The sequence below is a fragment of the Streptomyces caatingaensis genome (assembly GCF_001187435.1).
Taxonomy (GTDB): Bacteria; Actinomycetota; Actinomycetes; order Streptomycetales; family Streptomycetaceae; genus Streptomyces; species Streptomyces caatingaensis.
The window spans coordinates 696,421-718,034 of record NZ_LFXA01000018.1 but is presented as its reverse complement, the minus strand read 5'-3'; the positions used below and the strand labels follow the sequence as shown (position 1 = coordinate 718,034).

Sequence of the window (21,614 nt, the reverse complement as noted above, 5' to 3'; positions counted from 1 at the left end):
GTGTTTTTGAAGCGTATAGCCCTTGGCGCGCGAGGCGTGGCGTATGGGACCGGGGGATAACGAGTACACAACACCCGTCGCGTGAGGCGTCAAAAACGGTGCACGATTCGCACCCGCCTGCGATTATCAGGACCGCTTCACCGAACCTCCACATCGTGTCACGGAGGTGAAGCAACCGGGACGAGGTACGCGGAGCCCTATCCTTGTCCCCGGCAAGGTCACGGCACCACCGAGCCCGGGGCTTCAGCCGTCCGCGACCGCCGCACCACCGGCCCCCGTAGCTCAGTGGATAGAGCAGGCGCCTTCTAAGCGCTTGGCCGCAGGTTCGAGTCCTGCCGGGGGCGCCACTGACACGCCGTCAGGCTGGCGACGTTTTCGCAGGTCAGACTGCGTATGCCGGGTCTTCCCGATTAATCGGACTACCTCCCTCCGCCGTGTGCGGAGTCCGGCTGACACCGGCTAAAACCGGGTCTCTACGGCTGTCTGTCCCCCATGCGTCCCCCAGCATCCCCCGTCCTGGCGGTCCCCCAAGAGCGGCATGCCGGACATAGCGAAGGCGGTCGGGGCCCACTGTTCGTGGGCCCCGACCGCCTTACGCTGCTTCCGGGACGTACCGGATGGTCTTGATCTGCTTCAGGTAGTTGGCAAGCTGGCCAACGATGCACCGTGCATAGATCGACAGAAGGACCGGAACGCTGTTTCCCGCCCATTCGGCCACCTGAGCCGGGGGGATCCCCTTGTTCAGCCAGGCCGTGAGGCATGTGTGACGGCAGTCATACACGCGCTTGCCGGCAGGGGACTGGTACTCGTGAGGCGTGAGTACCGCCTTACGGGCCTTGTTCCAGACCCGCCGGAAGACCGATCCCGCCAACAGGTCGCCGCCCTCTCCAGGGAAGAGGAGGTCGGTCGGCTTGAGCTCGTACCGCTCGATGATGCCGCGCAGGAGGGCGACGAGGTCGGGGTGAATCGGCACGGTGCGCGTGTCGCCCTCAGCGCGTCCCTTCAGGTCACGCTCCTCGTGGGGCTTGCCCGTGTCCGTCCACTGGCTGCCGACCTCCGGCTGAGCCTCGTGCACCACGAACTCTCCCCACACTTCCTCGCCGTCCTCGTCCACGGCGCCCTCCTCGGGGAGCCACGCGTCACCGACACGAAGGGCGACCGCCTCCTCCGGACGGAGGCCGGCGTAGCAGAGCGTGGCGAAGAACGCCTTGTAGAGAGGACCGCGGCGCGGGCGTTTACCGATCCAGTCCAGCAACGCGGTGACCTGCTGCGGGTTCAGCAGCGAGCGCTTGTCGATGGCCTGGGCCACCTTCGGAGCACCCCCTCCTTCCCCCTTGCCCCTTCCCTTGGGAAGGGGGTTGGACCGGAGGATGCCGTGCCTGACGGCGTACTCCATGGCAAGGTTCATGATCCGGCGGTTGCGCATGACGGAGCTGGCTGCCGCGGCAGTGCCATCCAGGAGCGTTCCGAGGGCGGCGACGACGGTGTCGACCTTCTCGGTCTCCTCCCAGGCAGACATCGGCAGGGTGCTCCGCTGGACCCAATCGAGGATGACGCGGACGTCTTCCGGAATCGGCTTCTCGGGGTCGGTCCGGCGTTTCGTGTTGAACGCCCATTCGCGAAGCGCTGTGCGCACCTTGCCGGCGCACTCGCCGCCGGAGGGCGCCTTGGTGATGCAGCCGTCGGCGCTCAGGCGGTCGAGCTCGAGGCCGATCATGCGGTCGTAGGCGGCGAGCGCGAGCAGTCTCAGATCCTCCATCACGCCGGCGGCGATCCATTCGTCGCGGCGTCGGCGCAGGATGGTGCCGAGCAGTGCGCGTTCGCCGCCCGTTCGTATCCGCAGCCGAAGACCAGGACCTGCACGAGGCGGTCGAAGACGACGGCGTCGCTGATCCGCGGGTTGTGGCAGCCCAGCGGATGCCGGTCCTCGCGTACGGGCAGCAGCGCGAGGAACTGGTCGCGGATCGGGTCGAGAATGCATGATGGGACGGCAGGCACGGATCCCCCGGTGATCATGAAGCGTAGAGAACTCCATGATCAGGCGGCCCGTGCCTGTTCCGCTGTTACCGCCTACTGGCGGACGCCTTTTAGGTCGAGGAGTTCACGCGGTTCGACTGATGGGCTGGCCTTGCGGGCACTGCCGCCTCCTCGTCGAAGGTGCCGTGCAGGTGCGAGGATCATACGCCGTACTGTTCTCGTACAGTGGTCGATTGATGGCGCACAGCGCGAGTGTTTGACTCGATCGTTCGAGTGTCGTACAGTGTTCCGCAGCAGTACAGCTGACCACATGTCGGAGCTGCCTCGGGGAGCGGCCTCTCTCCAAGGCGGTATCAAATTCAATCAACCCTCCGCGTCGTTGTAAAAGGGCGAGGGTGTGATCGTCCGTCGCGTTGATCCGCTGATATGCTGCAGCTGCATCATTACGGGGCAACGGCCGTCCAATGAAGGCCGTTGGCATGGTGGAGGTTTAATACGAGATTCTCGTTGCGGGGAGCGGGACTTGTCGGGGGATGAATTCACGGGGCCCTGACCCAGGGATAAGGGTTTACTCATGCAGTAAAAAGTTGCTGCACCCTGTCCGGCTGTTGGTGCGATGACTTGCATCTTCGCAGGTCGTGCCGCTTGCCTGACGGGGATTTGTTCCATCGAGCTCATGGTTTGCACAGCTTCGCATGCTGCGATCGATGCGGCATGCCTTGCAGGACCGCTTCCTTTGTATTGCTGCCGGAGTCACACGCGAGGTGTGGCGTGAATGGCACGGTACGCCTCCTCTGTGCCGCGTCGACGACTTCCTCATGGCGTCACGAAAGGTATCGAGAAGATGGACAAGAAATCCCTTGAGGAATTGATCATCCGCTATCAGGATGAGGTTCTGAACGGGCACAATGACGACCTCATGGCCGAGATATTCCACCCGGACTTCCGGGGGGAAACGGACGAGTCGGCGCTGGAAATGGAGACGCAGGGGGACGACGTCCGGGCGGCCCGTGACTTCATGGTCGAACTGCGTTCGAAGGTCGCCGAACTGCGCTACACCTGCACCGAGATGCACTGGGACGGAGATGTCCTCCGTATGCAGTGGACGGTCGAGGGCATCCACACGGGGACCCTGATGGGCTTTCCACCCACCAACCGCCGGTTCGCCTTCAGCTACCCGAACTGGGCCCGTTTCAAGGATGGGCGGATCATCGCGGCCCGCAGCGAGTGGGACGAGAAGAAGCTCGCCGACATTCTCGGCGCCTGACCGCCACCGCCTCGTAACAGTACGGGGCCCGCATCCCGGCGGCGTACCGCGGCAGGAGACCGTCCTGCCGCGGGGCGTCCACCCGGCCGGAGGGCGGCACTGCGCCCTGTGGCTCCGGCCTGAACTTCCGTGACCCCGAACAACGGACTCTGTCCGACGGAGCGTCCATGTATGGCAGACAAGCCGATCAATCTCAACGCGCATCCGAGAAGCTGACCGACCCGACCGATCTGGCAGCGCGTCTCCGACATCGGGTGGGCGAACTGTTGGACATCCCGACCTCATCGGTGGACCCCGACGCCCCCCTCTCGGAACTGGGCCTCACCTCCTTCCACGCGGTCACCCTGAGCGAAGCGCTCGGGCAGTGGACTGGCGGTGAGGTGCCCGCCAGCCTGTTCTGGGAGGCGCCCACTCTTGCGAAGGTCGTGGAGCGGCTGCGTGGTCACCCCCGGCCGGGCGGGTACCGGGATGCGCCCGCGCACGTAGGCACGGCGGATGCCATGAACGGCCGGCGGGCCGGACAGTCCCCCATAGCGATCACCGGAATCGGCTGTCGTCTGCCCGGGGCCACCAGCCCCGAACAGCTGTGGCAACTGCTGATGGAAGGCCGGACCACGGCCGACGGCCTGGAGTTGCACACGGGCGACGGTGTCACCAGGATCCCGGGCGCCTTCCTGGAGGACGTCGACTCCTTCGACGCCTCCTTCTTCGGAATCTCGCCGCGCGAAGCCGTCAGCATGGACCCGCAGCAGCGTCTGCTGCTGGAGACGGCCTGGGAAGCGCTGGAGGACGCCGGCGAGGTCCCCGGCGACCTGGCCGGCAGCGCCACCGGTGTCTTCGTGGGCATTTCCGGCTACGACCACGGGCGGCTCCGCTTCGGTTCGCCCGACGCGGACCTGCATATCGGCACCGGCAGCGCACTGAGCATCGCGGCCAACCGGCTCTCGTACACCTTCGACTTCAGCGGCCCGAGCATGTCCGTGGACACCGCCTGCTCGTCGTCGCTGGTCGCGGTCCACCTCGCATGCCACAGCCTGTGGACGGGAGAGGCGGAGCTGGCGCTGGCGGCGGGCGTGAACGTCATCCTTGACGGTGCGGTCGGCGCGGCATTCGAGCGCGCCGGTTTCCTCGCACCCGACGGACGGTGCAAGACATTCGACGCGGCTGCCGACGGATACGGGCGCGGCGAGGGCTGCGCCGTTGTCGTCCTCAAGCCGCTGGAGCGCGCGCTCGCGGCCGGCGACCCCGTCTACGCCGTGATCAAAAGCACCGCGGTGAACCAGGACGGGCGCAGCAACGGACTTACGGCTCCCAACGGTGCGGCGCAAGAACGCCTGCTCACCGGTGCGTACCGGCATGCCGGGATCGCGCCCGGCATCGTCGGCTACATCGAGGCGCACGGAACCGGGACGCCGCTCGGCGATCCCATCGAGGCACGGGCGATCGGCCGGACACTGGGCGCAGGCCGATCGGCCGACCGGCCTTGCTTCATCGGCTCGGTGAAGAGCAACCTCGGCCACTTGGAGGCGGCGGCAGGTGTCACCGGCCTGGTGAAGGCAGCGCTGTGCGTACAGCGCCGGACAATCGTCCCCACCGCCGGTTTCCGGGCACCGAATCCCGGGATCGACTTCGAGGGACTCGGTCTGCGTGTGGCCGACCGGGCGATGCCCTGGCCGGAGGGATGCGAGGAGGCCGTTGCCGGTGTCAGCTCCTTCGGCTTCGGGGGGACGAACGCGCACGTCGTGCTCGGGGAACCGCCCCGCAGCCATGCCACGGACGGCGACGTCGGGGACGCGGCCCTGGGCGCGACGGTGCTGCTGCCCGTTTCCGCTCCCGACCCGGCGGGGCTCGCCGCCCAGGCGGATGCCTACCGGTCGGTGATCCAACGCCACCCCGAGCGGATGGCCGCGACGGCGTACTGCGCCGGCACCCGGCGCACCCACTACCGCCACCGCCGCGCCTTGGTGGTCGCATCCGCCGCGCAGGCCGACGAGTTGCTGGTCGGGATCGGCCAGGAGCCGCTCGACCAGTCGGCTGCCGCGGGGCGTGGCCGGGTCGCCTTCGTCTTCTCCGGCCAGGGCAACCAGTGGCCCGGAATGGGCCGGGGACTGCTTGAGGACGAGCCGGTGGCCGCGCGGCTGCTGGAGGAATGCGACGAGATCCTCGGCAAGCTCACCGGCTGGTCGCTGCTGGACCGACTCGCCTCCGACGGGGAAGCGGCCGGACTCGACGATCCCGGCGTGTTGCAACCGGTTCTCGTATCGGTCCAGTTGGCAGTGGCGAAGGTCCTCGAAGGCTGGGGCATCCGGCCGGACCACTGCGTCGGGCACAGCCTCGGTGAGGTCGCGGCAGCAGCTGCAACCGGTGCGTTGAGCATCGAGGAGGCGCTGTTCCTGGCCGTCACCCGCGGCGAGCTCATGCGCGAAGCGGTCGACAGCGGCCGTACGGCGCTCCTCGGGCTTGCCGCCGACGACGTGCGGCGTCTGACCAGCGGGGTGGGAGACGCGATCGACATTGCGGCGTGGAACGCTCCTCGCACCACTCTGGTCGCCGGGCCCGGCGCGGTGGTCGAGAAGCTTGTCGCACAGGCCGCCGCCGACGGCGCCTTCGCCCGCGTACTGCCGGGTACCACCGCGTTCCACAGCCGCCACGTCGAGCCACTGCGCGACCGGATGGCCGACCTCGTACGTGACCTGGTACCCCAGGAGGCCGCCGTCGACCTGGTCTCGACGGTGACCGGCGGTCCGGTCACGGGAAGCGCACTGGACGGCGTCTACTGGGGCAGAAACCTGAGGGAGCCCGTCCGGTTCACCCAGGCCGTCCGGCATCTGATCGACAGCGGCTGCCATACCTTCGTCGAGATCGGCGCGCATCCCACGCTGACCCCCGCTGTCCTGGAGACCGCCACGCACGCCGGTGCGGACGTCGTGGCCGTCCCCACGCTGCGGCGTGATGCGGCGGAGCGCCCCGCGCTGCTTCACACGGCGGCAGCGCTGTACGAGCAGGGCACCGACCTCAACTTCGCCGCCGTGAACCCGCGGAGCGCCGGGATCATCCGGCTTCCGGCGCGGCAGTGGCGGCGGGAGCGCTTCGGCGACCGCACCTCGGTGGCCCCCGAGGCGGCCACCGCTGCCCAGGCTGCACCCGACGGGCTGCTCGGCCGACGGCTCAGCGTCGCGGCGGGCAATGCGCACTACTGGGAAGGCGCCCTTGCCCCCGACGCGCCGCACTACGGCCACTCGCCCTCGGACCGCCATCGGCTGGACGGTGTGCCGCTGCACTTGGCGGACACCCTCACTGCCGCAGCACTCGACGCCGCCGCCCTCGTGCTCCCTGACGAGGACTTCAGCGTCGACGTGCGGCCGGCCGACGGCGCGGACCGGGTGGGGCGTGCGGTCACGACCCAACTGGCACTGACACCGGACGGGGACAGCGGGGCACGGATCACCCTGCACACCCGCGAGACCTCCGACGACACGTGGGCGCTGCACGCCACGGCGACCGTCAGCGTCCGGTGCCCGGCCACCACCACGCCCCGGCGTGCACACCGTCCCACGGAGCTTCTCGAACGCTTCACAAAGGACATGAGCGGCGCAGCGCTGCACACCGCCCTCGCCGCGACCGGGCTGGCCATCGCAGGGGCCGAGCGGGTCACCTCGGTCCATCACAAGCCAGGTGAGGCGCTGTACGAGTTCGAGGCAGCCGCCTGGAAGCGGCACACGGTGCTCCGCGGCATGATGCTGGCGGCCACCGCGACGGCACATCTGGAGGACGAGAGCAGGCACCCGCGGCTGCTCGCCGGGCTGGAGGGCGCCTGCGCGGTCGGCGGCACGGGACGGGCCGCGCGGGCCTGGGCTCATGTGGTCGCTCTGGACGCCGCCGCCGACGGTGACGAACGGCTGCTCCAGGTACGCCTCCTCGACGCCGAGGGGAGGGAACTGGGCCGCGTCGAGCGCATGAGCCTGTCTCGGCTCAGCGATGCCGAGTCAGCCTCGGCTGCCGAACTGCGCCACCCGGACGACGCCGTGCCCACTGCGGTCGGCGGGCCGCTGGACGGCCTGCTCGCTGCCGGTTCCGCGGAGCGGGCCGCTCTGCTGACCGACTACCTGTGCAAGGAGACGGCCCGGGTACTGCGCGCGCCCGTCTCCACGGTCGACCCGGCGATGCCGATGAACGCGCTGGGACTGGACTCGATCATGGGCCTGGAACTGCACCGCCGGCTCGAAGCCTCACTGCGGATCGAGGTGCCCGTCGTCCGCTTCCTGCGCGGCGCCACGGCGGCCGACATCGCCGCCGAGCTGGCCGACGCTTTGCAGGCCGACGCGGAGAGCGAGCGGAACGGGACCGCGGCATCCGGCCCGGCCGAGCTGGCGGACCCCCGGGACATCGAACGGCTTCTGGCCGACTTGGACGAATTATCCGAGGAGGAGGTGGATTCGCTGCTTCAGCAGCTCTCGGAGCCGGCAGCGGAACAGTCATGACGACCGAGCACATATCACCGGACCGGCGCCGTGAAGCGCTGCGCGCGCTGCTGCGCGACCGAGCCCGACGCTCCGCCGAGCCGCAGCCCGCGTCCCAGGGCCAACAGGCGCTGTGGACCTTCCACCAGCTCCACCCGGACAGCCCGGCCTACAACCTCAGCTTCGCCGCACGGGTTGAGGGCCCGCTGGACAACGGGGCGCTGCGCACCGCCCTGCAGCAGATCGTCGAACACCACGCCGGGCTCCGGACCACACTGATAGAGATCAACGGAGAGGTGAGCCAGCGGATCTCCCAGCAGGGCTCCCTGGAATTCGGCGCCTCGGACATGACGGGCCTGACCGCCGAAGAAGTCGACGCCGCCGTCACGCAGTTCTGCACCCGCCCCTTCGACCTGGCCGGTGGCCCGCTGCTGCGCGTGCGCACGATTCGCCGCGCCGACGAGAACCTCCTGCTGCTGTCGGCCCACCACGTGGCCATGGACCTGTGGTCCTTCGGCCTGTTCATGGACGACCTCAAACGCTGCTACCCGGCGGCGGCCGCCGGGCGGCAGGCCGAACTCGCCCGTTCTGGGCAGGGCTACCTGGACTATGTGCGCTGGCAGGCTGAGACGCTTCGGGGAGAGAAGGGCGCGGCGGACGCGGCGTACTGGGCGGACCGGCTCGCGGGCGCAGTGCCGGTGCTGGACCTGCCCACCGACCGTCCCCGCCCGGCCGTGCCCAGTCACCTGGGCGCCGTGCACACCTTCCGGCTGGGCCCGGAAATGACCGGCCGGGCCAGGGCGCTGGCCACAGAGCGCCGTACCACGCCCTATGTCGTGCTGCTGGCGGCCTTCCAACTGCTGATGCACCGCTGGACCGGGCAGGACGACGTGTGCGTCGGCTCGGTGTCCTCGGGCCGCAGCCGGGCCGCGTTTCAGGACGTGATGGGGTACTTCTCCAACCTCACCGTGCTGCGCACGTACATCGGCCGACAGCAGAGCTTCGACCAACTCGTCGACGAGGTGCGCGAGAACGCACTGGGCGCGCTGGAGCACCAGGACCACCCCTTCCCGCTGGTGGCCGAGCGGCTCTCCGGCCACCGCCGGGGCGGCGGTTCCCCCTTGTTCAACGTGGCGTTCTACTACGAATCCGCCTCGTGGTCCGCGCAGAGCGGCCTGTCGCTCTTCGGCACGGGGTTCACCGACGCACACTTGGAGCTGGGCGACCTCACGCTGCGGCCGTACGGGCTGAGCGTGCAGGGCACGGAACACGACCTCTCACTCTTCATCGAGGAGGTCGACGGTGACCTGTGCTGCTCCCTGCGGTACGCCACCGACCTGTTCGACCCGAGCACCGCGAAGCGACTGGCCGAGTCCTTCGCATCCCTGACGGCGGAGTGCCTGGCCTTTCCCGGACGGGACCACGCATTGCTCCGTGCCGTCCCGGACACCGATCAGCAGCTGCTCCAGCAGTGGAACCGGCTTGCGGAGGGCGCCAAGAGCAGCGACCGCTGCGCCCACCACCTGGTTCTCGAACAGGCCGAGCGCACGCCCGACGCCCTCGCCGTCGTCCACGCCGACCGTTCGCTGACCTACCGCGAGCTCGTGCGACGCGCCACCGACCTGGCCGCCGAGCTCCAGTCACGGGGCGTGGGGCCCGACGTGCGCGTCGGCCTCAGCGCGGAAGGCTCCCTGGAACTGATCGTCGGCATGCTGGCGGTGCTCTTGGCCGGTGGCGCCTACGTACCGCTCGATCCGGCCTACCCGCACGACCGCCTGACGTACATGCTCGACAACTGCCAGGCTGCGCTGCTGCTCACGCTGCGACGGCATGCCGGACAGCTGCCGCCCACCGACCTTCCCGTGGTGTTCCTGGACGAGCTGCGCCCCGCCTCCGGCGGACGGCTCACCGGTCCCGCGGCCGGCCCGGACGACCTCGCGTACGTGATCTATACCTCCGGCACCACCGGACGGCCCAAGGGCGCCATGATCACGCATCAGGGACTGGTCAACCTCGACCTGGTGCATCGCGAGGCGCTGCCGCCCCGACCGGGCCGGCGGGTCCTGCAGTTCGCGTCGATCAGTTTCGACTACTTCACGTGGGAGTGGATGCTCGCCCTGACCACCGGCGGTTCGCTGCACTTGGCCACGCGCGAAGAACTGCGCCCCGGGCCGCCACTGATCGGCCTGGTGGCCCGGGACCGGATCACCACACTCAATCTCACCGCCGGTGTCCTTTCCACCCTCGACCCGTCGGACCTCCCCTCCGTCACCGAGGTCACCTCGGCCAGCGAGCCGTGCTCGGCGGCTCTGGTGGAGCGCTGGGCCCGGGACGGCCGACGCATGGTCAACGCGTATGGCCCCACGGAGATCTCGGTGTTCTGCACGACCATGGCGCCTCTGGTGGCCGATGGCAGCACCCCACCGATCGGACGCACGGTGCCGGGAACGGAACTGCACGTCCTCGACGAGAACCTGCAGCCCGTGCCCATCGGCGCGGTCGGCGAACTCTACATCGGCGGTCTGGGCGTCGGCCGTGGCTACCAGAGCCGTCCCGACATCACCGCCGACCGCTTTGTGCCCGACCCGTTCTCCACCGAGCCGGGCCAACGGCTCTACCGGTCGGGCGACCGGGTGCGCTGGGACGGCAGCGGCGTCCTGCACTACCTGGGCCGCAACGATCACCAGGTCAAGATCCGTGGTGTACGTATCGAGCCGAGCGAGGTCGAAACCGTGCTGGCCGACCATCCGGCCGTACGCCGTGCCGTGGTTCTCGCTCGTCCCTCCCGGGCCGGCGACCTCCACTTGGTGGGCTACGTCACCCTGCGCGAAGGAATAGCGCACACCGTGGACGGCGCCGCACTGCGGACGTATGTCGCCGAGACCCTGCCGGCTGCCATGGTGCCCGCCTTCGTCGTCGTACTGGACCGTTTTCCCCTCAACCCCAACGGCAAGCTGGACCGCGAGCGGCTCCCCGAGCCGGATCTGGAGCGCGCCGCGGAAACGCTGGCCGGCGGAGAACCCCGCACGCCGGTGGAACGGGACATCGCGGAGATCTGGAGCGAGGTCCTGGGCGTGCAACGGGTCGGCATCCGGGAAAACTTCTTCGAACTGGGCGGGCACTCCCTGCTCGCCACACGTGTTGCGGCCCGGCTGCGGGACGTCCTCGGTGTCGAGCTGCCGCTGCGCGAACTGTTCGAGGCGCGAACCATCGAAAGTCTCGCGGAGCGGGTGCAGCACCAAGTGGCCGCGCTCGACGGCGACGGGCGCAGCGAGGGACCCGGCGGCGCCATCGAAGCCGCGCCGCGCGACGAGCGCGGAACGGAACTCTCCTTCGCCCAGCGCAGGCTGTGGTTCCTCGAACAGCTGCAGCCGGGTGACCCCGCCTACCACGTGGCCGGAGAGCTGCACCTGCACGGCGAACTGGACGTCACGGCACTCCGCACCGCCATGACCGAGGTGGTGCGTAGACACGAGGCGCTGCGCACGGTGTTCACCGCCACAGCGGGCGAGCCCCGCCAGGTGGTCGCGCCTGTGCCGGACGACGTGATGCCACTGAGCGAACTCACCGACGCACAGGAGCTGGCGAAGCGCTCCGCCGCCTTCGCCGCGGAACCGTTCGACCTGACTCGCGCCCCGATGCGAGCCGCCCTTGTCAGACTCGGCGCCACCCGCCACGTGTTGCTGCTGGCCCTGCACCACATCGTGTCGGACGGCTGGTCCATGCGCATCCTGCTGCGCGAACTCGGGGCCCTGTACGCCGCGTTCGCGGCAGGACGCCCCTCACCGCTGCCGGAGCCGGGTGTTCAGTACGCCGACTTCACCGTATGGCAACGACAACGCCACAGCGCGCCCGAGGCAGCGGCTGCGCTCGCCCACTGGCAGCGCCGGCTCGCCGGCAGCCCGCCCGCCCTGGAACTGCCCACGGACTTCCCGCGCGGTGAACTCTCCGGGCGGACGGCCGGAAGCGCCGCACACAGCCTGGGCACCGAGCTGACCGCAGCCCTCACCGAGCTGGCGACGCGCCACGGCGCCACCCCGTCGATGGTTCTGCTGGCGGCCTTCAACCTCCTGCTCTCCCGCTGGTCGGGCCAGCAGGAGGTCCTTGTCGGCATGCCGGTCGCGGGGCGAGTGCGCCGCGAAGTGGAAGACACCATAGGGCTGTTCGTCAACACGGTCGTCATCCGGACCGACATCTCGGGGGCGCCGAGCTTCACCGAGCTGCTCGCACGGGTGCGGCGCACCGCGCTGGACGCCGACGCCCACCAGGACGTGCCGTTCGAGGAACTGGTGGAGCGCCTCGCCCCGCGACGTGACATGTCCCGCACCCCGGTGTTCCAGGTCATGTTCAACATGCACAACCTGGACGACTTCGAGGCCGAACTCCCCGGCCTGCGCACCCGGCTGGTCGAAGCCCGGGACACCACCTCCAAGTTCGACCTGACCCTGTACGCCAAGCCCCGGGACGGCCGCATCGACCTCGAACTGGTCTATTCAGCGGACCTGTTCGCGGACGACTCCATGCGAGCCCTCCTCGATCAGCTGTGCGCGCTGCTCGTTCAGGCCGTGGCGGACCCGGACCGGCCGATCGAGACATTGCGGGCCGATGGCCTGCCCGCCGGATCTACCCGGCCCGCCGCGGAAACGCCCGCCCTGCCTGTAGCCGTGCCCTGGTCGGGTGCCGTACACGAGAAGTTCCTCCGGGCCGCGCGGCGCACCCCGGACTCCGTCGCACTGCTGCACTCCGCAGGCAGCCTGAGCTACGCGGAGTTGGAACGCCGCTCGGCAGCGCTGGCCGAGCGGCTGCAGGCCGCCGGCGTCAGCCGGGGTGACCGGGTCGCCGTCCGCAGCGCACGCTGCGCGGGGCTCGCCGTGGCACTCCTGGGCACCCTGCGGGTCGGGGCCGCCTTCGCGGTCCTGGACCGTAGTCACCCGGCCGCCCGCCAGTCGGTCACCGCTCGGAAGGTGGCCGCCCGCGTCTGGGTGGAGGTCGGCGGCAATGGGGACGCACCCGAGGTTCCCGGACCGCGTCCGGCGACCGTACTGCACATCGAGAGCGACGGCACGGTGCCCGCCGCCAGCGCCGAGGCGTTCGCCGACCCGTCCGCCCGGCCTGAGGACACCGCCTACATTGCCTTCACCTCAGGCTCGACCGGAGTGCCCAAGGCAGTCGTGGGCCCCCATGGCCCGCTGGCCCACTTCGTGGACTGGTACGCCCGGACCTTCGCGGTCGGACCGCAGGACCGCTTCGCGCTCACCTCCGGCCTCAGCCACGACCCGCTGCTGCGCGATCTGTTCGTGCCGCTGGCCCTCGGTGCCCCGGTCGGGATTCCCTCCCCGGAGCAACTCGCAGCTCCGGAAACCCTGGCCGCCTGGCTGGCGGACAACGAGGTGACGGTGCTTCACCTGACGCCGCCCATGGTGCGTTTCCTCGCGGGCCTGCCCAAGGGCTGCTTGCCGGCATTGCGCTACGCGTTCTTCGGCGGCGACGTGCTGACCGCACACGAGGTACAGGTGATGCGCAGGCTCGCGCCGGGCGTCACCGTCGTCAATTTCTACGGAACCACCGAGACCCCGCAGGCGCACGCCTACCACATCGTGGGCGACCACCCCGCAGGACAGCAGCCGCTGGGCCGCGGCATCGACGGCAGCGAACTCCTCGTGCTGCGCGGCACGGAGCGGGCCGCCGTGGGCGAGCTGGGCGAGATCGCGGTACGCAGCACACACCTGGCCGACGGCTACCTGGACGACCAAGAGGCCACCGCGCGTGCCTTCACCACCGGTCGGCACACCGGTCCGGGCGAGCGTCTCTACCGCACCGGCGATCTGGGCCGGCTGCGGGCGGACGGCACCGTGATGTTCGCGGGCCGTGCCGACCGTCAGTTCAAGGTGCGCGGTTACCGCGTGGAGCCGGCCGAGGCGGAGGCCGTGCTGCGCACGCACCCCGGAGTCGGCGATGTCCGGATCCTGGCCGGAACCGACTCCGGCGGCGAGACCGTACTGCACGCCTACGTCGTCGCCGGAGGCGACGACGCCCCCGGCCTCGACGCGGGCGTGATACGGGCCTACGCGGCACAGCGCCTTCCGGAGTACCTCGTCCCCACGACCGTCAGTGTCATCGACGGCCTGCCACTGACACCCAACGGCAAGGTCGACGAGCGCGCGCTGCGGGACCTGCGGGCTGACCGGACCGACCGGGTCACGGCACCGGGCACCGCGCCGACGCCGGGCCTGGAGCAGCGGCTGGCGGAACTGTGGCGCGGCCTGCTGCAGATCGACCACGTGGGACGCGAGGACAACTTCTTCGACCTCGGAGGCCATTCCCTGCTTGTCGTACGCCTGCAGGCACTCCTGGAAGGCGAACTGAGACGCACGCTCACCGTCGTCGAACTCTTCCGCCACCCCACGGTCGCCGCGCTGGCCAAAGCGCTCGGCGACGACGAACAGGACACCGCCCGGCGGGCACACGACGCGGCCGAGAAGGCCGCGTACCGCAACGACCGACGGGCGCAGCGGCGCCGCCGTCTGAGAGAGGAGCACAGCGGTGGACACCACGCCTGATGATGGACCCGACCGCATCGCGGTGGTCGGACTGGCCTGCCGGGTGCCGGGCGCCCAGGACGCCGACGGACTGTGGGACAACCTCCTGGCCGGACGCGAGTCGATCGTGCGGCTCTCCGTCACGGGGGACGAGCCGGACGGCTACGTCCCCGCCGCGGCACCGCTGGAAGGCCCCGGAGACTTCGACGCGGAGTTCTTCGGGATGACGCCGCGCGAGGCCGAGCTGACCGACCCCCAGCACCGGCTGTTCCTCGAACACTGCTGGACGGCGCTGGAGCACGCCGGATGCGACCCCGCGCGCTACGACGGCAGGATCGGCGTGTGGGGCGGCTGTGGCGTAAACACTTATCTGGCGCTGAACGTGCTGCCGCACTACCGGCGTTCGAACCTGCTGCGGGAGTACCCCGCGGCGCTCCTGCACGGCAATGACAAGGACTACCTGGCGACCCGCACGGCCTACCGGCTGGGGCTGACCGGCCCGGCGATGTCCGTGCAGACCGCGTGCTCCACCTCCTTGGTGGCGGTGGCCCAGGCATGCCAGTCTCTGCTGGACTTCCAATGTGACATGGCCCTGGCCGGGGGTGCCGCCCTGAAGCTGCCGGAGGACTGGGGCTACGTCCACGAGGACGGCGGGATCCTGTCCCCCGACGGCCACTGCCGGCCCTTCGACGCCGACGCCCGGGGCACGGTCTTCGGCAGCGGTGTCGGGGTCATCGCTCTCAAACGCCTGGAGGACGCCCTCGCGGACGGGGACACGGTGCACGCCGTCATCCTCGGCGCGGCGGTCAACAACGACGGTGCGCGCCGGGTCGGTTACACCGCCCCGAGCGTCGACGGCCAGGCCGAAGTGATCGCCGAGGCGTACCGAGTCGCAGGCGTCGGGCCCGAAACCGTCGGCTACGTCGAAGCGCACGGAACGGGCACACCAGTCGGCGATCCCATCGAACTCGCCGCCCTGGACGAGGTGTTCCGCGCCGCGGGAGCCCCCCGCGGGTCCGTGCTGGTGGGGTCGGTCAAATCCAACCTCGGCCACCTGAACGCGGCTTCCGGCGTGATCGGACTCATCAAGGCCGTACTGGCCGTCCGGCACGGCCAGGTGCCGCCCACCGTGCACTACCGCACCCCCAACCCGCGGGCCGCGTCCGACAGCCCCTTCGCGGTCAACGCCGACGCCCGGCCGTGGCCACGCCGAGACGGACCGCGCCGGGCCGGTGTCAGCTCCTTCGGGGTCGGCGGCACCAACGTCCACGTCGTGCTGGAGGAGCCCCCGGCACGCGACCGGGCTGACGACCGCCGGGTGCGCGAGTACCAGGTGCTTCCGGTGTCGGCCCGTACCCCCGAAGCCCTGGAACAGGCCCGTCGGCAGCTGGTGACCGCACTGCACGGTACGACCGCGTCCGATCTCCCCGACATCGCGCACACACTGCAGCGCGGGCGGCGCGCCTTCGGCCACCGTACGGCCGTCGTCTGCCACGACCCGCAGGACGCGGCGGCGGCGCTCGGCACCGCCCCGGCCCGGCCCGTGACGGAAGGGGCCGGGGTGGCCTTCCTCTTCCCTGGGCAGGGCAGCCAGTACAGCGGCATGGCGGTGGATCTGCTGCGCACCGAACCCGCCTACGCCGAGGAGATCGGCCGCTGCGCACGGATCCTGCACCCGGAGATCGGCCAGGACCTGCGTGATCTGCTCACCTGGGCGGCCGACGGCGCCGGTCCCGACCCGCTCACCGCGACTGAGCTGGCGCAGCCTGCCCTGTTCGCGGTCGAGTACTCCCTCGCCCGCTCCCTGGTCACGTTCGGGGTGCGTCCCGCCGGAATGCTCGGTCACAGCCTGGGAGAGTGGGTGGCTGCCTGCTTGGCGGGGGTCTTCGACCTGCCAGACGCGCTGCGGCTGGTGGCGGCCCGCGGCAGGATGATGTCCCGGATGGCGCCGGGCGGCATGCTGGCCGTGCAGCTCGGAGAGGACGAGGCGCTGGCGCTGGAGCGGCCCGGGCTCGTCCTCGCAGCGGTCAACTCCCCGCGCCAGTGCGTGCTGTCGGGTACCCACGAAGCGGTCGCGGCCGCCGCAGGGGAACTGGACGCCTGCGGTGTGCAGACCCGGATCCTGCAGACGTCGCACGCCTTCCATTCCCCCGCGCTGGACCCGATGCTCGAGCCCTTCGCAGAGCTGGTGGCCCAAGTGCCCCGGCGCGAGCCGGCCATCCCCTTCGTGTCCGGCCTCACCGGCACCTGGATCACGGGCGCGCAGGCGACCGACCCGGGTTACTGGGCCGAGCAGGCACGTCGACCGGTGCGCTGTGCCGACGGCCTGCGCACGCTCTCCGGCGCCGGGAACCCGCTGCTGCTGGAGGTCGGCCCCGGCCGTGCCATGAGCCGGTTCGCGGCCCAGGTGGCGGGGCCCGGCACGGTCACGGCCCACACCGTCCGCGGAGCGCGGCAGAACGGCTCCAACGGCCGGATTCTGCTGAGCGCGGTGGCCCGGCTGTGGGAGCACGGCGTCGACGTGGACTGGGCGGCATTCGCCGCCTGTGAGGAACGGCGTACCGTCCCGCTGCCCACGTACCCCTTCCAGCGGCGCACCCACTGGGCCCGGCCGTTCGAGGAACCGCCGCTCCTCGGTGGTGATGACCAGGCCGCCTCACCCACGCCGGCCGCCGCCTCCGCCACTGCCCCCGCCGTGGCGCCCGCGCCCGGCGACGCGCACCTCGATGGAGTCACAGCGCGCATGAGCCGGCTGTGGAGCGAACTGCTCGGCGTCACGGACATCGCCCCGTGCGACGACTTCCTCGCCCTCGGCGGCGACTCCCTGCTCGCCACTCAGCTGGCCACCCGCATCCACCGCATCTTCTGCGTCCGGGTCCCGCTGGACGACCTGCTCGACGACCCGTCCCTGGAGCGCATGGCCAAGCTCGTTACGGCACTCGGCGGCGAGGCCGGCCGCAGCTCCACGGACCACACGGAGGGACGATGACCCCGTCTCCAACTGCCCCCCTGTCCTTCTCCCAGGAACGTATCTGGTTCCTGGAACAGCTGACCCCGGGGACGGCACTCCAGAACATTCCCTTGGCCGTGCGACTGACCGGCGACCTGGACGTGGCCGCGCTGACCGGCGCGCTGCGCGGCATACTGCGCCGGCACGACGCGCTGCGTACCGCGGTCACCGTGGTGGACGGGCATCCCGTACAGCAGGTCTCCGACGCCGTCGACCTGTCTGTCCCGCTCACCGACCTGAGCGGCCCCGACGCCACCCTGGCAGAGGCGTCCGCCCAGGACTGGCTGCGGGAGCAGGCCCGGACCCCCCTCCATCTCGACCGGGCGCCCCTGATGCGGGCCGCCCTGGCGAGGCTCGGCGAGCGCCACCACATCCTCGCGGTGACCGTGCACCACATCGCCTTCGATGGCTGGTCGGTTGGGGTGCTGATGCGGGAACTGGGCGAGCGCTACACGGCGGCGCTCGAAGGACGCGCTGTCACCCTGTCCGAACTGCCGCTGCAATACGCGGACTTCGCCGCCCGGCAACGCGCGGCGTTCGCCTCGGGCGACATGGCCGATGATCTCGCTCACTGGCGCGGCGCACTGGCCGGGGATCTGCCGGTCCTCGAACTGCCCACGGACCGCACCCGACCGGAGACCGCCACATACCGAGGCGCCACCGTCAGCCGGGTCCTCCCCGACGACTGCGCCGATGCCGTCGCGGCGCTGGCCCGGGCCGGCGGTGTCACCCCGTACATGGTCCTGCTCGGCGGGTACGCCGCTCTGCTGGGCCGCTGGGGCGGACAGCGTTCCGTGGTCGTCGGCAGCCCGATCGCCGGGCGCACCAGCGAGGACCTGGAGAAGCTGATCGGCTTCTTCGTCAATTCCGTGGCGCTCCACATCGACCTGTCCGGCGATCCCGGGTTCGGCGAGCTGCTGCGCCGGGTGCGCAAGAAGGCCCTGGGTGCCTACGCGCACCAGAGCGTGCCGTTCGAGAAGGTCGTCGAGGAGCTGAGCCCCGGCCGGGAGAGCAACCGTGCCCCCCTCTTCCAGACCATGTTCGTGCTGCAGAACGCCCCCGCCGACGGGCTGCGGCTGCCGGGCCTGGAGGTCCAGCCGCTGCACGTGCACAACGGCACCGCCAAGTTCGACCTGCTGATGTCGGTCAGCAAGCTCCCCGAGGGCCTGACCGTCACGCTGGAGTACGACACCGCGCTCTTCGAAGAAGGCACCGCAGCGCGCCTGCTGGAGCAGTACGAGACACTGCTGCGGGGCGCGGCCGCCGCTCCGGACACACCGCTGTCCCGGCTCCCGCTGATCGACGCGACGGAAACCGCACGGCTGCTCGCGCTGGGCCAGTCCGGCGCATGTTTCCCCGTCCAGGGCACCCTGCACGGCACGTTCGAGGAGCAGGCACGTCGACGACCGGACGCGACCGCGCTCACCTTCGAGGGACACCACCTCAGTTACGCCGAACTGGACAGCAGGGCCAACGCGTTGGCGGCGCGACTGCGCGACCTCGGCATCGACACCGAGAGCTTGGTGGGCCTCTACCTGAACCGCAGTCCCGACACTGTCGTCAGCATCCTCGCGGTACTCAAAGCGGGCGCCGCCTACGTTCCCATGGACGCGGCCTACCCAGGGCCGCGGGTGGCTCGAATCCTCTCCGATGCCCGGCCGTCGGTGCTCGTCGTCCACGACGCGCTGCGTGACCGCCTGCCGGAGTACGACGGACACCTCCTGGTGGTCGATGGGCAGGACGTCCCCGCCCAGAGCCCCGCCGCACCCCAGGCCGCCGCCCCCCTCGGCCCGGACAACGCGGCGTACGTCATCTACACCTCCGGGTCGACCGGCACTCCCAAGGGAGTGCAGATCACCCACGCCAATGTGCTCAGGCTCTTCGCCGCGACCCGGGAGCAGTACCGCTTCGACCACCACGACGTGTGGCCGCTGTTCCACTCGTACGCCTTCGACGTGTCCGTGTGGGAACTGTGGGGAGCGCTACTGCACGGCGGGCGGCTCGTCGTGGTCCCCGACGCCACGGCCCGCGACGCGGAGGCGTATCGCGAGCTGGTGCGCGCCGAAGGTGTCACCGTCCTGAACCAGACCCCGTCCGCGTTCGTCCACTTCTCCGCCGCCGACGCCCGGTGTGCCCCGGACGAACTCGCTCTGCGCTGGATCATCTTCGCCGGGGAGGCACTGGAACCGGGCTCCCTCAAGGGGTGGTTCGCCCGCCACGGCGACCGCACCCCACGACTGGTCAACATGTACGGCATCACCGAGACCACGGTGCACGTCACCGTGCGCGAGATGACCAGGGACGACCTCACCCCGGCGCGCCGCAGCCCCATCGGCCGCCCCATGCCCGACCTCGCCCTGTACGTCCTGGACGGGCACCTCCAACCGGTACCGGTCGGCACGACGGGTGAGCTGCACGTCGGTGGTCCCGGGCTGGCACGCTGCTACTTCGGCGCGCCCGCTCTGACCGCGGACCGCTTCGTACCCGACCCCTTCGGCGCTACGCCGGGCGGGCGCCTGTACCGCAGCGGCGACCTGGCACGGATCACCCCGGAGGGCGAGATCGAGTACCTGGGCCGCGCCGACCACCAGATCAAGGTGCGCGGCTACCGCATCGAGGCGGGCGAGATCGAGTCCCAGCTGCTCGACCACCCGGCCGTCGACTCCGCGGTGGTGATGCCCCAGCGGGACCCCGGCGGCGACCTGCGGCTGATAGCCTACGTGACCTACCACGGACAGCAGGTGAGCGGCGAGGCGCTGCGGGGCCTCCTCGCCGAGCGGCTTCCCGGCTACATGCTTCCCTGGCGAATCGTCGTGCTGGACACCCTGCCGCTCACCGTCAACGGCAAGGTGGACCGTGCCGCGTTGCCGGAACCCGGCAGTGAGCGGCCGTTCGCGACCACCGCCTATGCCGAGCCGCGCGACGCCACCGAGCGCGCAGTGGCCGACGCCTTCGCGGCCGTCCTCGGCCTGGACCGGGTGGGCGTGCAGGACAACTTCTTCGACTTGGGCGGGCACTCGCTGCTGGCCACCCGGCTCGTCTTCCGTCTGCGCGAGGACCTGTCGACCGAACTGCCGCTGCGCACCCTGTTCGAGATCCCCACGGTCGAGGGCATCGCCGCGGCCGTCCGCCGATCGGGCGGCTCCGGAGTCCTGCCACACGACCTGGCCCGTGTCTTGGCCGCGGAGGCCCAACCACCCGGCGGCCTCACCGGCTTTCGCACCCCCGATCCGCAGGTGCTGACCAAGCCCGCCGATGTGCTGCTCACCGGCGCCACCGGCTTCCTTGGCGCCTTCCTCCTGCGCGAGCTGATCCGCACCACCGATGCGGACGTCCACTGCCTCGTCCGTGCCGAGGACGGCTACCGGGCGCGGCAGCGTATCGAGGCCACCGCGCGCCGCTACGGAGTGTGGGACGAGGAGACCGCTCGCCGTATCCGGCCGGTCGTCGGCGACCTGTCCGCCCCGGGGCTGGGCCTGGCCGCACCGGAGGCCGACCGGCTCGCGCACACCGTGGACGCGATCTACCACTGCGGCGCCTCGGTCAACCTCGTCTACCCCTATGAACAGCTCAGGGCCGCCAACGTCGACGGAACCAAGGAGCTGGTGCGGCTGGCCGACCGGTCGGGGCGGGCCCCGCTGCACTACATCTCGACCGTCGGGGTCTTCGCAGCGCCACCCGCACACGGCGGCGCTGCGCGCGAGACGGATGTGACCGGACCCGCCGGCCAACTGCGGCAGGGATATACCCAGAGTAAGTGGGTGGGCGAGCAGGTCGTGCTCAAGGCTGCCGCGGCCGGCCTGCCGGTGACCGTCCACCGGCCCAGCCGCATCGCGGGGGACAGCCGCAGCGGCGCCTGCCAGACCGACGATTACCTGTGGCGGGTGATCAAGGGCTGCGTCCAGGCGGGCGCCTATCCTGCCGACGCCCGCGTGCTGACCGACCTGGTGCCGGTGGACCACGTCAGCGCCGCCGTCGTCGCCCTCTCCCACGACCCCAGGGCCATCGGACGGGTGCACCACCTGGTCAACCCGCACCCGGTGCCGCTGAGCGAGGTACTCGGTCACGTCCGTGCCTTCGGCTACGAACTGACCGGGCTGACCTTCGCCGAATGGGCCCGTGCCATCGCCGCCGATACGGACAACGCGGCCTACCCGCTGCTGGGTGTGCTGGAAGCCGGCTCCGGCTCGGACGGCGGCCTGCGTTTCGACCAGGGCGACACGGCCGCGCTGCTCGACGCCACCCCTCTCCGGTGCCCGGTCCTCGACGCAGACCTGATGCACCGCTACCTGACCCACTTCGTCCGCACCGGGTTCCTGCCCGCGACGGCGTGACCCCACCCCGACAACGAGAAAGCGTGA

The 21,614-nt window shown here is 70.5% G+C and carries 5 protein-coding genes, 1 tRNA gene and 1 pseudogene; 6 read left to right on the top strand and 1 reads right to left on the bottom strand.

The genetic code is table 11. From position 1 onward, the window contains the following. Positions 1-271 precede the first annotated feature (271 nt). Positions 272-347 (top strand) — tRNA-Arg (locus tag AC230_RS29860). Positions 348-1,636: 1,289 nt separating this feature from the next. Here AC230_RS29860 and AC230_RS33225 read toward each other — a convergent pair. After that, positions 1,637-1,998 (bottom strand): annotated as a pseudogene (locus AC230_RS33225) (IS5/IS1182 family transposase); the annotation flags it as partial. A gap of 823 nt (positions 1,999-2,821) precedes the next feature. Between AC230_RS33225 and AC230_RS29845 the strand changes: the two are divergent. The 5 genes from AC230_RS29845 to AC230_RS29825 all read left to right on the top strand — a co-directional run bounded on the left by AC230_RS29845 (position 2,822) and on the right by AC230_RS29825 (position 21,587). Further along, a complete protein-coding gene (locus AC230_RS29845; RefSeq protein WP_049719429.1) occupies positions 2,822-3,244 on the top strand; it encodes an ester cyclase in 423 nt (140 codons plus the stop codon). Positions 3,245-3,411: 167 nt separating this feature from the next. Beyond that, positions 3,412-7,725 (top strand): type I polyketide synthase, encoded by a 4,314-nt coding sequence (locus tag AC230_RS29840; RefSeq protein ID WP_078871673.1) that lies wholly within the window; start codon positions 3,412-3,414, stop codon positions 7,723-7,725. After that, positions 7,722-14,264 carry a non-ribosomal peptide synthetase gene (locus tag AC230_RS29835; RefSeq protein ID WP_049719427.1) on the top strand — a complete coding sequence of 2,181 codons (6,543 nt, stop codon included), beginning with the start codon at positions 7,722-7,724 and terminating at the stop codon, positions 14,262-14,264. The genes AC230_RS29840 and AC230_RS29835 overlap by 4 nt, the downstream gene beginning before the upstream one ends. Beyond that, complete coding sequence (locus AC230_RS29830; RefSeq protein ID WP_049719426.1) at positions 14,248-17,232, top strand: type I polyketide synthase; 2,985 nt, start codon at positions 14,248-14,250, stop codon at positions 17,230-17,232. Before AC230_RS29835 ends, AC230_RS29830 begins: the two co-directional genes overlap by 17 nt. Continuing rightward, complete coding sequence (locus AC230_RS29825; protein ID WP_078871672.1) at positions 17,229-21,587, top strand: non-ribosomal peptide synthetase; 4,359 nt, start codon at positions 17,229-17,231, stop codon at positions 21,585-21,587. Before AC230_RS29830 ends, AC230_RS29825 begins: the two co-directional genes overlap by 4 nt. The last annotated feature ends 27 nt before the right edge of the window (positions 21,588-21,614 follow it).